Genomic DNA, 12,679 nt, shown 5'->3' with positions numbered 1-12,679 from the left:
CTTAACGCCAGCGCCCGACTCTGGCAAGCTGCCGCGACGCGGGAGGAGATCCGGATATGGCCAGGCAAGGCATCGACAACCCCGATATCGTGACCGGGTTCGACAACAAGGCGCATTGGGACATGCCGGACTACCGGCGGAGCGGCTTCCACATCCTTCATGCCACCGCGTGTTACAGCTTGTCGTTTCGCGCGCCCCGCGTGCTGCCGTTGCGCAAGGAAATCGACTGGACCATTCCTTGAGCATCCCGGGGTCGAGCGGATTCACACACTCAGCTGGATCCGCTCCAGGCGCGCTCAATGCGCCGGATCAGTTCAAGCCGACATACGAGCTCTGGACTGTTCGGCGTGAGGGCTGGCTTCCGGCGTTTCCAGTGGAGCGGTGGTATGATCGCGATCGGGAGTCGTCGGAGCGCAACGAGGACTGAGTCCCGGAGATCAAGGAGAGCCTCCATGCGTCAGGCCGATATCGAACAGCTCCCGTTGCACGTTCTCTCGGCGGAGCAACGCGCCTTCTACTTTGCGAACGGTTATCTGCTGCTCGAGGGCTATATTGACGCCGAGCGGGTTGAGGCCCTGCGTGGTGTCCTTGACGCGCTTTATCGTCGTGCCGAAACGCCGGCCGACTGTCCGCCCGACTTCGAGTTCGAGACCTCGGACGACGGTCGCCATCTGCGCCAGATCCTCTGTGCGGCCGACCATCACGACATGATCTGGTCCTACGCCTCCGACTCGCCCCTGGTCGATGCGGTGGCCGACCTGGTTGGTCCGGACGTGCTGTTCCGGGAATCGAACGTCGCCTTCAAGCGGCCCGGGGGGCGCGGTTTCGACTGGCATCAGGACAGCGCCTTCGCACCGGCAACCAACCTGACGCCGCTGATGACCCTGACCTATCTGGACGACGTGACGATGGAGATGGGCCCGACCCGCGTGATCCCGGGCAGCTACCGCGGACCCTTGCTCGATCACTATGGGCCGGACGGTGCCTGGCTTGGTCTGATCGGTGACCAGGACAGACATCTCATCCCCGAGGAGACGGCGGTGGCGATCACCGCGCCGGCCGGTTCCGTGCTGATCAGCAACTGCAACACGGTCCACAGTGCGCTGCCCAATACCAGCGACCGAGGCCGGCCCGTCGTGATTGCCGGCTACCAGTCAGCCGACACCGCCTGCTTCGCCGAGATTCCCTATCGTTCGCGTCACCGCTGGACTATCGTACGTGGCCGGTCCGCACCGACGATTCACGCTGAGGACCGCGTCTGGAAGATGCCGCCCGACTGGGATCGCCACGCCGGCATCCGTATCGACAATCTCAGTCAGCAGCCGTCCGGGCAGGCCGACTGATCGTCTCATAGGCCCGTGTCGTCGGGGATGGTCAACGGGCTCATCGCGCCCGAGAGCGTGAACGGCGTCAGCGAGAGCGCCTGGCCGTGACGTGCGGCCTCCATCAGGCCCTCCAGCATCGGCCCGTCGATCTTGCGCAGCGCGTTGACGTTGATGGTCGTGAAGAAGCCGGGCTCCGCCCGGATCTCCTCGCGGGTCTTGCCGCGGGCGATGCAGAGCATGTCGATGGCATCGCTCACCCGCTGCCTGCCGAGCCCTGCCGCATGCCAGCCCTTGTCGGACTCCGTCAGGATGACCTGGATGCAATCGAGGTGACGGGTCTCAGCGTCGAGATCGCTCGGCGCGATCGGTACGCCACCGCACAGATGCAGGATACTGACGTTTCCGTCGTTACCCTTTCGCGTGACCGAGGACGAGGTCGCGCAGGGTGACCATGCCGAGCGGGTTGCGCTCCCGGTCGACGACGATGGCTCGGGTGATGTGGAACCGCGTCAGGAGCCGGGCCGCGTAACGCGTCTGCATGTCCGCCGGCAGGGTCATCGCCGGTTTGGTCATGATCTCGTAAACACTGACCCGCTCAGGCGCCCGATTCCGGGCGGTGACGTCTGTCGCGATGTCAGCCACCGCGAGGATGCCGAGTTCGTCATCTTTGCTGCGCCTGTTGACAGCAAGCGAGCTGATGCTGTGCTGCTTCATCATGCGGATGGCATCGGCCACGGTCGCCAGGCCGTCGATCGCATGGAAGCCGGTCGACATCACGTCGCTGACACGAATGATGGTCTTGTCGTTCATAGCTCGGACTCCAGCTCTTCCATGATCGCGGGAAGCTGGGTGCTCAACCCCACGGCATCGTCGATCGGCACCTGAAACGCGACGCCCGCCCCGGGATTCTCGTCGAATTTGCCAGCATCCCGGATGCGTTCAAGGATGTCGCGGGCGCGCGGTTCGACAACAAGAAACAGCACGACATTCCTCTGGGCGGCGAGGTCAAGGCCGAAGAAGGTCTTCTCGGGCTTGAGACCTTCACCCCGGACGCTCGTGATGGTCGTTGCGCCGGTCGCGCCGCCGGCACGGGCCGCATCAATCACGGTGTCGGTGATCTCGTCGTTCACGAGAACGACGATCAGTTTCAGTCTCATGGCCCGGTCTCCTCGGATCGACTGTCTGATGGTGTCCGTTTGCGGCTGATCCAGGAGGCGGCCATGGCGTAGCCCAGGACGGACATGATGGGAAAGACACTGGCGAAGGCGATCAGGCCGAAGCCGTCGATCAGCGGGTTGCGGCCGGGCACCGATGCAGCGAGCCCCAGGCCGAGCGCGGCGACGATGGGCACGGTCACGGTTGAGGTCGTCACACCGCCGGAGTCATAGGCCAGCGGAATGATCATCCGGCTCGAACGAAAGGTCTGCACGATCACCACAAGATAAGCGGCGATGATGTACCAGGGCAGCGGCGTGCCGGTGACGATGCGCAAGCAGCCGAGCGCCACGCCCGCCGCCACACCCAGCGCCACCGCGATGCGCAGCCCCCAGGCGCCGACCGCGCCGCCGGAGACATCCTCGGCCTTCAGCGCCACGGCGATCAGCGAGGGCTCGGTCACGGTGGTGGCAAAGCCGATGGCACCGGCGAAGGCATAGACCAGCAGGTAGTCCGACCAGTCGACACTGTCGGCGTGCCCCTCCGTACCGATCACCTCGGGTGAGGTGAGCTGCTGCGCCATGGTCTCGCCGATCGGGAAGAGCGCCTCCTCGAGCCCGATCAGGAACAGCGTCAACCCCACCAGAACATAGAGAAAGCCGAAGGCGATCTTGCGCAGGTTCGGCACCTTGCGCCGCAGCACGGCGAGCTGGAACAGGACCAGGATCGCCAGAATCGGCGCGACATCGAGAACGGTCGAGGCGGCGGTCTCGGCGAAGAAGATAAGGAACGCGAGCATCAGACCGCCATGCCGTAGATCAGGACGAAGATCATCGGTGTCAGGCTGGCGAAGGCGATCAGTCCGAAACCGTCGATCATGGGGTTACGCCCCTTGATCGAGGTGGCCAGCCCGACGCCGAGTGCGCTCACCAGCGGCACCGTGATCGTGCTGGTGGTCACCCCGCCGGAGTCATAGGCGACGCCGATGATCTCATCGGGTGCGAACACCGTCATGACGGTGACCAGCACATAACCCGATATGATCAGGCGATGGATCGGCCAGCCCTTCAGGATGCGCAACACGCCGAGCACGATGGCGGCACCGACCGACACCGCGACCACCATGCGGAGGTTGAAGGTGTAGGTCTCCTGCGCATCGTCGGTCAGCGGTATGGCACCGGCCGCCGCCGCGACTTCGGCTGCTTCGGCAGCCACCGCGATCAGGGCAGGCTCGGCGACGGTCGTGCCGAAACCCAGACAGAAGGCGAAACCCAGCAAGGCGATCAGGCTGCCCTTGCGGGCGAAGGCCCGGGCCATGCTTTCTCCCAGAGGGAAGAGACCGGTTTCGAGGCCCTGGATGAAGAGCGTCAGACCCGCCACCACGCACAGCAGGCCGACCAGCACCTTGCCCATGTCGGGAAAGGGCTTCTGCAGGACGACGATCTGGAAAAAGGCGATGACAAGGATGATCGGCGCCAGATCGCGCAACGCGCTGGTCATCTGCCGCAGCATCGCAATCAGCGGTTTTGGCAATGCAAGACTCCCCCGAATCGCCCCACCCTGGGGTGCGAGGGCGGGGCCACAATGCGCTGGATCAAACGGTCCGGGTCTGGAGCGTCTTCCTCTTGATCTGAATGGAACAAGGGCATTCCCATTCGTTCCACGCCATGATTCTGTACCCGCAGGAGCGTCGGGTGGCAAATATGGGGCGTTGGTACGGATTGGACCTTCGACGCCGGCTCGTTGATGCGATGGAGGGCGGCCTGCGGGTTCGAAGCCGGACAGGCCCGCGGCTCTTGTTCCCGGTCTGGTCGAGCGCCTCGGTGAAGAGGCTTGCGGCCCGTCCCATCGGGATACCCGCCCGCCCCATCGGAACACCCGAAGGTCTCGTTGGCAGCAGGTCTCCGGGCGAGGCGTCATGCCGATCGGCGAGGCGCAGGTCCAAGGGGCCGGGGGGCGGGGGGCGGGCTGCTTGACCTGCCGCCCTGGAGTCCGGACGTCAACCCTGTCGGGATGGCATTCGGGATGGCGTTCTCTGGGCTCAAGGTCCTGCTCCGAAAGGCCGCTGCCAGAACCGTCGATGACCTCCGGGAGGCCATCGCAACGATCATCGATACCTTCACGCCACCGCCCTGCGCGAACCTCCTCGCCGACGCAGGATATCATCCCGATGAAATCGATTCCGCATATCGCTCATTTGTTGCGCGTTTACCCCCGCAGCCGCGCATTCTCCGGATCGAACGGCGCTTCCGATGCGATCGCTGCCGATCGCATCTCGCCAAGGATCTCCACCGTCAGCCCCGATGCATCGTCGGCGAGATCGGGGTCGAGGTAGACCATGGCGATGGAGCGATTGACGTGGTGGCCATAGCCGCCGGATGAGACCACGCCGACGAGCTTGCCGTCCTGGAGGACCGGCTCGTTGCCCCAGCAGTCGGCGCCGTCGGCGTCGATCACCATCGTCGCCATCCTGTAGCGCGGGCCTTCGTTGCCGGCGCGGATCAGGGCTTCACGGCCGATGAAGTCGCCCTTGTCCATGGCGACGAAGCGGTCCATGCCGGCTTCCTGCGGCGTGGTGTCGGCGGTGAACTCGGTGCCCCAGCGGCCGTAGCCCTTTTCGAGGCGCAGGCTGTCGAGCGCACGGGCACCGCAGAGCGTGAGGCCGAGGTCTTCGCCCCCCGCGCACAGCGCATGATAGAGCGTGCGCTGGTATTCGCTCGGCATGTGGAGCTCGTAGCCGAGGTCGCCGGTGAAGGCGATGCGCATCACACGGCAGGGCACGCTGGCGAGCTCCATGTCGCGGGTGGTGAGGAACTTGAAGGTCTCGTTCGACACGTCCTCGTCGGTCAGGCGTGAGAGCAGGGTTCGTGCATTGGGTCCGGAGATGGCGAGACCGGCACGGGAGAGCGTGACGCTGCGCAGATCCACGCTGCCGTCATCGGGCATGTGATCGGCGAAGTGGCGCAGGTGGAAGCTTTCGGCGGCACCGGCACCGACGAGGTAGTAGCGGCCCTCACCCAGACGGGTGACGGTGAAGTCGCCGATGATGCCGCCGTTCCGGTTGAGCATGGGTGCCAGCACCGTGCGACCGTCCTTCTTCGGCAGCTTGCAGGCCAGCACGTGGTCGAGGAAGGCCTCGGCACCCGGGCCCTCGATCTCGTACTTGGCGAAGCCGGAGATCTCCATCATGCCGACGCCGGTGCGCAGCGCGCGGCACTCCCGGCCCACGGCGTCGAACCAGTTGGGGCGGCGGAAGGTGAGGATGTCGCGCGGCTCCTCGCCGTTGGAAGCGAACCAAAGCGGGCGCTCGAAACCGAAACCTGCACCGAAGACAGCACCCTCGGCCTTCAGGAGATCGTAGATCGGCGGGGTCTTGAGCGGGCGGCCGGCCTCGCGTTCCTCGCCGGGATAAGCGATGGCGAAGCGCTTGCCGTAGTTTTCGGCTGTGCGGGCCAGCGTGTACCCCCTGGTCGCCCAGTCGCCGAAGCGGGTGACATCGAGCGGCATCATGTCGACGGGCGGCTCGCCCTCGAGAATCCATGCGGCGAGCGCCCAGCCGACGCCGGCCGACTGGCTGAAGCCGGGGATCATGCCGCAGGCGACGAAGTGGTTCGTCATATGGGGCATCGGTCCCACGAGTGCGGCCGCATCGGGCGACCAGATCATCGGGCCGTTGACCACGCGCTTGATGCCGGCGTTGCCGAAGCACGGCACGATAGCGATCGCGGCCTCCATGTTCCTTTCCATGCGGCCGATGTCGTCGGGGAAAAGTTGCATGCCGAAGTCGAGCGGTGTGCCGTCGACCGCCCAGTGCACGCCGTGACGCTCGTAGCAGCCGAGCAGCAGGCCATCGCGCTCCTGGCGCATGTAGAACTCACCGTCCTGGTCGCGGGTCAGCGGCATCTCTTTCTCGAGGCCCTGAATCTCCGGCACGGACTCGGTGACGATGTACTGGTGCTCCATCGGGACCAGCGGCAGGGAGTAACCTGCCAGCGCGCCGACCTCGCGGGCCCAGAGGCCCGCGGCGTTGACGACGAATTCGGCGACCATGTTGCCCTTGGGCGTGGTGACGTCCCAGCCGCCATCGGCACGCTGGGCGAGGCCGGTGACCGGGCACTCGCGCTCAATGACCGCTCCGCCCATGCGCGCGCCCCTGGCGAAGGCCTGGGTGACGCCTGACGGATCGACATGGCCGTCGCTGTCGCCCCACATGCCGCCGATCACGCGCTCCATGTTGACCAGCGGATTGAGCTTCGCGATCTCGTCGGGTCCGATGATTTCGAACTCCTGATTGAGGTAGCGGGCGCGCGCACGCTGGATCTTGAGTTCGTCGAAGCGCTCTTCGCTGGTGGCGAGATAGAGGCCGCCGCAGCGGTGCAGGCCGACGGACTGGCCGGTCTCTTCCTCCAGCCGATCGTAGATCCTGATCGTGTAGTCTTGCAGCCGCGCCAGGCTTGCGTTGCCGTGCATGGCATGGATGTTCGCTGCGGCATGCCAGGTGGAGCCGGCCGTCAGCTCAGCACGCTCGAGCAGGACGACGTCGTCGCAGCCGGCTTTCGTGAGGTGATAGGCGATGGAACAGCCGAGAACGCCGCCGCCGATCACGACGACACGAGCATGGGACTTCATGGAGGCCTCAATCCGAAGGTGGAGCCGAACGATGCGTCCGTGATTGGCACGGGGCAAGCCGCAATCGCCGCGCTCTGGCCCGCAGGCGACATGATGCTGTCGCGGCCGGCTTCGGGTGGTGGGAATTCGCTCGGGCGGTATCAATGAACGTCGCGGTTGTGTCGACGCAGGGCCTGCTCCCGATCTCGAGAGGGCCGCTCTGGCGGTCGGCGTGCGCTATCCGATTGATCCGAAGCATCTGATCCGAAGCATCGCGGGGTTGACCGCGATGTGCTCGCTTCTCATCCAGAGTTTGCAGGCAAGAGCACGAGGAGTTCGATGCAGAGGTCCTTGCTGTCGCCCGGCGCACAACGGAACCGGTCGCGCCAGTCTTTCGCGACCGCGTCCGGCACCGCGGTTTCCCCGCCAGGCAGGTCCTGTGTCATGGTGCCGCGCTCTCGATGCCCCTTGATAAGGTCACATGGCTCTCCGTCCCGACTGTCACGCAGAAGACACAGCGGGCGCAACGCGAATGCCCGCCTCGCGCCGCCCGCCGCTTTGGGCGCTGATCCTGGTGACGGCGCTCAGCCCCTTCGCGCTTCAGGTTCTTGTGCCGGCGATGCCGGGACTGGTGAACGATTTCAGTGCCGGATTCGGCATCGTGCAGCTGTCGCTCACGACCTATCTGCTGGGCATGACGGTCGGCCAGATTCTCTATGGGCCGCTGTCGGACCGGTTCGGGCGCAGACCCATGCTTCTGGCAGGGCTGGCGATTTTTCTGCTTGGATCGGTGTTCTGCCTGCTGGCCTGGGACATCCGGGCGCTGATTGCCGGGCGCACGCTGCAGGCCTTCGGCGGCTGTGCCGGGATCGTGCTGTCGCGCGCCATCGTGCGTGACCTTTACGACCGCGAGAAAGCGGCCCAGATGATCGCCTACATCACGGCAGGCATGATCGTCGCACCCATGATCGGTCCGCTGATCGGCGGCTACCTCTACGAGTGGTACGGCTGGCAGTCGGTCTTCTGGTTCGTGCTGGCCTTTGGTGTGCTGGTCACGACGACCTCTATCGCGTTTCTCCACGAGACCCAGACCGATCAACGGGCGGGCGCGTCCGGTGAGGACATGTGGCGCGGCTTCGTCTTCCTGCTACGCATGCGGCGCTTTCGGGGCTACGCGCTCCAGGTCGCGTTCACCACGGCCTCGTTTTACAGCTTCCTCGGCGGCGCTTCGGTCGTGGCTGTCGATATCTACGGCCGTACGCCATCGGACTACGGCTGGTGGTTCATCGTCATTTCGGCCTGCTACATGACGGGCAACTTCACGTCCGGCCGGATCGGCCAGCGCGTGGGATTGGACCGGATGATCACCATTGGCACCGTCCTGTCGATGACATTCTCCGTCATTCTCGTCGCCTGGACGCTGGTCGGCGGGCTGACGCTGACCGGCTTCTTCCTGCTCTCGGGCGTCATGTCGATCGGCAACGGTTTCAGCATGCCCAACGGGTTCGCCGGGGCGGTCAGCGTGGATCCGTCGCGCGTCGGGACCGCATCGGGGCTCTCGGGCGCGCTTCAGATGGCGATCGGGGCGGCCCTGATGACCGTGGTGGGTCACATGTTGAGCGCTTCGCCGCTTCCCGTCGTTCTGATGATGATGACCGGTGCCGTCCTGGCGTGGCTTTCCCATTTGCACGGCCTGCGCCGCTGAGTAGGGTGCCCGCCTTCGGATCGAAACGGAGTTGCATACGATGAAGGCCCTGTTGTGTCGGGACTGGGGTGGTCCCGAGACCCTGACTGTCGAAGAGGTGGCCGATCCCGTGGCGGGACCAGGCGAGGTGGTGATCGATGTCGAGGGCTGCGCCAGCAACTTCGCCGATACCCTCATCATCCAGGGCAAATATCAGGTGAAACCGGACCTGCCGTTCACGCCCGGCATGGAAGTCGCCGGCACGATTGCGGCCGTGGGTGAAGGCGTCGAGGAGTTCGCAGCCGGCGACGCCGTGATCGGCATGATGAGCACAGGGGGCTACGCGGAGAAGGTGGCGTGCAAGGCGGAGAACGTCGTGCCGCGGTCCGCCCCGGTGCCCGGAGCCATCGCATGTTCCTTGCCGGTGGCCTATGGCACCGCGCATATCTCGCTCGACGATCGTGCGCGCATGAAACCCGGCGAGAGCCTGCTGGTCCATGGTGCCTCGGGCGGTGTCGGGCTCGCGGCGGTCGAGGTCGGCAAGGCCATGGGTGCGACGGTCATCGCCACGGCCAGCAGCGAGGAGAAGCTCGCAATCGCCCGCCAACACGGCGCCGATCATCTGATCGACTACACCAGGGGTGAGTTCCGCCACGAGGTAAAGGCGCTGACCGGCGGCGGTGCCGACGTGATTTTCGATCCCGTGGGCGGCGACATCTTCGACCAGTCGATGCGCTGCATCGCCTGGGGTGGACGCCTGCTTGTGGTGGGGTTCGCCGCGGGGCGCATCCCCGAAGCCAGGGCCAACATCGTGCTGGTCAAGAACATCGCCCTGATGGGCGTGCACTGGGGCTCCTACCGCAGCCATCCGGGGGGGCGCGAGGTGCTGCGCGATTCCTTCGGGAAGATTTTCGGCTGGATCAAGGAAGGCAAGCTCAAGCCGCTGGTCTCGAAGACCTATGCCCTCAACGACGCCCCGCAGGCCATCATGGATCTTGCGGAGCGGCGTGCGACCGGCAAGATCGTCGTGACTCCCTGATCAGCCGGCAGCCTGATCGAGCGGGCGGTGTTCGCCGTCGCCCGGGTTGTGCGGCCCTGCGAGCGGGTTTGCGCCTGCAGCGAAAGGCATGAACGGGCCCGAAAAGAGGAGCATCGAAGAACCGGCTGGGCATGGAACAAACAGTCCGGTGAACACCACCAGACAACCGTAAATCCGTGCCTTGATTCGCAGGACAGGCCAGCGTTGGTCGCCAGTGTTCCGATCGACTGTTCCGATCCGCTCTTGTCATCAGAATGGCTTCACCACCACCATCAGAACGATGATCACCATCAGCACGGCGGGCACCTCGTTCCACCACTTGTAGAAGCGCGCGCTGTGGGTGTCACGGTCCTCGGCGAAGGCGCGGCACCAGCGGGAGAACGCGCCGTGAAGCGCGGCCATGGCGATGAGCGCGGTGAGCTTCACGTACCACCAGCCTTCCGACCAGAGATCAGCGCCGAAATTGAGCATCAGCGCGATGCCGAGGCCGAACATCACGATCATCGCCGGGTTGATGATGCCGCGCAGCAGGCGGCGTTCCATCACCTTGAAGGTCTCCGACTGTTTCGAGCCTGGCGCGGCGCCAACGTGATAGGCATAGAGCCGGGGCAGGTAGAGCATACCCGCCATCCAGGCGACCACCGCCATGATGTGGAACGCTTTCACCCAGATATAGGCCGCACCCAGAAACCCTTCCATCTCACGCCTCCCGGCAGGCGCATTTGCTCCAGTCTGCCGGACAGAGGCGGCGTCCGCCATCGGGTGCGATCGCGGGGCGGCCGTTCTCCAGGGCCTGCCGCACCGAGGCGGCGAGACCGTCGATGAAGGCCTGCTCGGTCCCAAGGGCCGGAACACGGCGATAGGGCTTGCAACCCACTTCGGCGGCAAGCTCGGCATATTCGATATCGAGCTCGACGAGGGTTTCGGAATGTTCGCTGACAAAGGCGATCGGCACGATAACGGCACCCTTGCCGTCGGCGCCGGCGCGTTTGATCTCGTCCTCGGTCGAAGGCCCGATCCAGGTCAGCGGACCAACGCGGGACTGGTAGCAAACCTGCCAGTCGAGCTCCTCACGGCCGAGCCGGGCGAGGACGGCCTCAGCCGTCTGCTCGATCTGCCACTGATAGGGATCGCCCGCCCTGACGATCTTCTCGGGCAGGCCGTGGGCCGAGAACAGGACTCGCACCGGCGCGTCGCCAGCATCGTCGAGCGCCGCCCCGAGCAGGTTGGCGTGGGCCTGGATGACACCCTCGGACACGGGGTAACAGCAGACCGAGACCGTGGGTACGGTGAGCCCGATCGTCCTGGCAGCCTTGCGCCATGCCGTCAGCGACGAGCCGGTCGTCGTGGTCGAGTACTGCGGATAGAGCGGCAACAGCACGATAAGGTCGGGTTTGAAGGCAGCAACCTCGTGCGCGGTGTCGTCGCTCATGGGGTGCCAGTAACGCATGGCGATGAAGACGCGGGTGCCGTCGCCAAGGGCCGTTTCGAGCGCCCTGGCCTGCGCCTGGGTTCCGGGCAGCAGCGGCGAGCGCCCGCCGATATGGGCGTAGATCTCGCGCGCCTCCTTCTGGCGTTTGTTCGAGATCACCGACGCCAGCAGCGGTCGCAGGGGCCAAGGCAGGCCGATAATGGCGGGATCGTTGAAGAGGTTGTTGAGGAAAGGCTGGATCGTCTCCGGCGATTCCGGACCGCCGAGATTGAACAGCACCACCGCCGTGCGGGTCATGACACACCCCTGACGGCCGCCACGAGTTGGGCAACATGGTCGGGCGGGGTTTCCTTGATCACACCATGGCCCAGGTTGAAGACATGCGGTCCACCGGCGAGGACCCCGACGATCTCGGTCGCAGTGCGGTCGAGTGTTTCCCCACCCTCCAGCAGAATCCGGGGATCGAGATTGCCCTGCACCGGACCATGGCACTGCAACGCGGCCATCGACTCCAGCGATGTCATTTGATCGACCTGAAGCGCATTCACGCCTGTCGCTTCCAGGAACGCCGCGTAGCGGCAGCGCGCCCCGCGCGGGAACCCGATGACAGGTACGCCGGGCCGGGCACGATGGATGTCGGCAACGATCCATGCGATCGGACGGGTCGAGAAGCGGGCGAAGGCCTCGTCGCTCTCCAGAAGGCCGGCCCAGCTGTCGAAGATCTGCACCGCCTCGGCCCCGGCGTCGATCTCGGCAACCAGCAGCATCGCGACCGCCTCGGCCAGGACTTCAAGCAGGGAATCGAGCAGGGCCGGATCGTCGGTCATCATCGCCCTGGTCCTGGGGAACGCACCGCCCCCCTCGCCGTCGACCATATAGGCGGCGAGCGTGAACGGCGCCCCGGCAAAGCCGATCAGCGCGGTGTCGGAATCGAGCTCGACGGCAACACGGCCCAGCGTCTGCATCAGCGGCATGTTGCCCTCGACCGCGCGGGCCGGTTCCAGCGCATTGATCTCATGCCGTGTGCTGAGCGGTTCAAGCCTGGGCCCTTCACCCTCGACGAACCGGACCGTGCGCCCCATGGCACGGGGCAGGATCAGGATGTCGGAAAACACGATCGCCGCATCGAGCCCGAAACGCCGGATCGGCTGCAACGTGATCTCCGCCGCCATCTCGGGCGTGTTGCAGCAGGTCATGAAATCGGGCGCAGATGCACGCAGGGCACGATACTCCGGCAGGTAACGTCCTGCCTGGCGCATCAGCCACATCGGCACGGGATCGACACGTTCGCCTCCGAGCACGCGGATCAGGGGTTTCGATGCCATCGTTCGGGCGGAAAGATCGGTTGGCACGGTCAGGGTCGTACACCCAACCCCTAACCAGGAAAAGGTTAAGAAAAAGGATGTGGTGGTAGTGAATCCCTGTCGATGGTGTGG

At 65.3% G+C, this 12,679-nt stretch carries 13 protein-coding genes; 4 read left to right on the top strand and 9 right to left on the bottom strand.

Annotated features, from left to right (window positions below):
* Nucleotides 1-56: 56 nt before the first annotated feature.
* Together GDA49_09755 and GDA49_09750 are read left to right on the top strand one after the other, a co-directional pair.
* Nucleotides 57-242 (top strand): hypothetical protein, encoded by a 186-nt coding sequence (locus GDA49_09755; protein ID MBC6440670.1) that lies wholly within the window; start codon nucleotides 57-59, stop codon nucleotides 240-242.
* A gap of 210 nt (nucleotides 243-452) precedes the next feature.
* Nucleotides 453-1,343 (top strand): phytanoyl-CoA dioxygenase family protein, encoded by an 891-nt coding sequence (locus tag GDA49_09750; protein MBC6440669.1) that lies wholly within the window; start codon nucleotides 453-455, stop codon nucleotides 1,341-1,343.
* A 5-nt stretch (nucleotides 1,344-1,348) separates the two neighbouring features.
* On the opposite strand, the gene GDA49_09745 is transcribed toward GDA49_09750, so the two are convergent.
* From GDA49_09745 to GDA49_09720, 6 genes are all read right to left on the bottom strand, one after another.
* Nucleotides 1,349-1,717, bottom strand: a complete 369-nt coding sequence (locus GDA49_09745) for a trimethylamine methyltransferase family protein (GenBank protein MBC6440668.1) — start codon at nucleotides 1,715-1,717, stop codon at nucleotides 1,349-1,351.
* Nucleotides 1,718-1,733: 16 nt separating this feature from the next.
* Nucleotides 1,734-2,135: a CBS domain-containing protein gene (locus GDA49_09740; GenBank protein ID MBC6440667.1), complete on the bottom strand. Its 402-nt coding sequence runs from the start codon at nucleotides 2,133-2,135 to the stop codon at nucleotides 1,734-1,736.
* On the bottom strand, nucleotides 2,132-2,482 hold the full coding sequence (locus GDA49_09735; GenBank protein MBC6440666.1) for a P-II family nitrogen regulator: 351 nt from the start codon (nucleotides 2,480-2,482) through the stop codon (nucleotides 2,132-2,134). Before GDA49_09735 ends, GDA49_09740 begins: the two co-directional genes overlap by 4 nt.
* Nucleotides 2,479-3,279 carry a DUF1538 domain-containing protein gene (locus tag GDA49_09730; GenBank protein ID MBC6440665.1) on the bottom strand — a complete coding sequence of 267 codons (801 nt, stop codon included), beginning with the start codon at nucleotides 3,277-3,279 and terminating at the stop codon, nucleotides 2,479-2,481. The genes GDA49_09735 and GDA49_09730 overlap by 4 nt, the downstream gene beginning before the upstream one ends.
* Nucleotides 3,279-3,980, bottom strand: a complete 702-nt coding sequence (locus tag GDA49_09725) for a DUF1538 domain-containing protein (GenBank protein ID MBC6440664.1) — start codon at nucleotides 3,978-3,980, stop codon at nucleotides 3,279-3,281. Before GDA49_09725 ends, GDA49_09730 begins: the two co-directional genes overlap by 1 nt.
* Before the next feature lie 708 nt (nucleotides 3,981-4,688).
* A complete protein-coding gene (locus GDA49_09720; GenBank protein MBC6440663.1) occupies nucleotides 4,689-7,109 on the bottom strand; it encodes a GcvT family protein in 2,421 nt (806 codons plus the stop codon).
* A 460-nt stretch (nucleotides 7,110-7,569) separates the two neighbouring features.
* Here GDA49_09720 and GDA49_09715 point away from each other — a divergent pair, with 460 nt between their 5' ends.
* Together GDA49_09715 and GDA49_09710 are read left to right on the top strand one after the other, a co-directional pair.
* Entirely contained in the window at nucleotides 7,570-8,793 is a 1,224-nt protein-coding gene (locus GDA49_09715) for a multidrug effflux MFS transporter (GenBank protein ID MBC6440662.1), read from the top strand.
* Nucleotides 8,794-8,833: 40 nt separating this feature from the next.
* Nucleotides 8,834-9,811 (top strand): NADPH:quinone oxidoreductase family protein, encoded by a 978-nt coding sequence (locus tag GDA49_09710; protein ID MBC6440661.1) that lies wholly within the window; start codon nucleotides 8,834-8,836, stop codon nucleotides 9,809-9,811.
* 249 nt (nucleotides 9,812-10,060) lie between these two features.
* Here GDA49_09710 and hemJ read toward each other — a convergent pair whose 3' ends face one another.
* Genes hemJ through GDA49_09695 form a run of 3 tightly spaced genes read right to left on the bottom strand, consistent with a single transcriptional unit; the run spans nucleotide 10,061 to nucleotide 12,568 of the window.
* The gene (gene hemJ, locus GDA49_09705) at nucleotides 10,061-10,510 is read right to left on the bottom strand and encodes a protoporphyrinogen oxidase HemJ (protein MBC6440660.1); all 450 of its coding nucleotides are present in this window, start codon (nucleotides 10,508-10,510) and stop codon (nucleotides 10,061-10,063) included.
* A gap of 1 nt (nucleotide 10,511) precedes the next feature.
* The gene (hemH, locus tag GDA49_09700) at nucleotides 10,512-11,540 is read right to left on the bottom strand and encodes a ferrochelatase (GenBank protein MBC6440659.1); all 1,029 of its coding nucleotides are present in this window, start codon (nucleotides 11,538-11,540) and stop codon (nucleotides 10,512-10,514) included.
* Nucleotides 11,537-12,568: a uroporphyrinogen decarboxylase gene (locus GDA49_09695; GenBank protein ID MBC6440658.1), complete on the bottom strand. Its 1,032-nt coding sequence runs from the start codon at nucleotides 12,566-12,568 to the stop codon at nucleotides 11,537-11,539. Before GDA49_09695 ends, hemH begins: the two co-directional genes overlap by 4 nt.
* Nucleotides 12,569-12,679 lie beyond the last annotated feature (111 nt).

The organism is Rhodospirillales bacterium (assembly GCA_014323865.1).
Lineage (GTDB): Bacteria > Pseudomonadota > Alphaproteobacteria > SP197 > SP197 > SP197.
Note: the sequence above shows the minus strand (reverse complement) of the source record. Positions and strands in the feature narration are given on the sequence as shown.

Bases quoted from the DNA above. Each gene is read 5' to 3' on its own strand.
- GDA49_09755 (MBC6440670.1), top strand. From the start codon at position 57: ATGGCCAGGCAAGGCATCGACAACCCCGATATCGTGACCGGGTTCGAC.
- GDA49_09750 (MBC6440669.1), top strand. From the start codon at position 453: ATGCGTCAGGCCGATATCGAACAGCTCCCGTTGCACGTTCTCTCGGCG.
- GDA49_09740 (MBC6440667.1), bottom strand. From the start codon at position 2,135: ATGAACGACAAGACCATCATTCGTGTCAGCGACGTGATGTCGACCGGC.
- GDA49_09735 (MBC6440666.1), bottom strand. From the start codon at position 2,482: ATGAGACTGAAACTGATCGTCGTTCTCGTGAACGACGAGATCACCGAC.
- GDA49_09730 (MBC6440665.1), bottom strand. From the start codon at position 3,279: ATGCTCGCGTTCCTTATCTTCTTCGCCGAGACCGCCGCCTCGACCGTT.
- GDA49_09725 (MBC6440664.1), bottom strand. From the start codon at position 3,980: ATGACCAGCGCGTTGCGCGATCTGGCGCCGATCATCCTTGTCATCGCC.
- GDA49_09720 (MBC6440663.1), bottom strand. From the start codon at position 7,109: ATGAAGTCCCATGCTCGTGTCGTCGTGATCGGCGGCGGCGTTCTCGGC.
- GDA49_09715 (MBC6440662.1), top strand. From the start codon at position 7,570: ATGGCTCTCCGTCCCGACTGTCACGCAGAAGACACAGCGGGCGCAACG.
- GDA49_09710 (MBC6440661.1), top strand. From the start codon at position 8,834: ATGAAGGCCCTGTTGTGTCGGGACTGGGGTGGTCCCGAGACCCTGACT.
- hemJ (MBC6440660.1), bottom strand. From the start codon at position 10,510: ATGGAAGGGTTTCTGGGTGCGGCCTATATCTGGGTGAAAGCGTTCCAC.
- hemH (MBC6440659.1), bottom strand. From the start codon at position 11,540: ATGACCCGCACGGCGGTGGTGCTGTTCAATCTCGGCGGTCCGGAATCG.
- GDA49_09695 (MBC6440658.1), bottom strand. From the start codon at position 12,568: ATGGCATCGAAACCCCTGATCCGCGTGCTCGGAGGCGAACGTGTCGAT.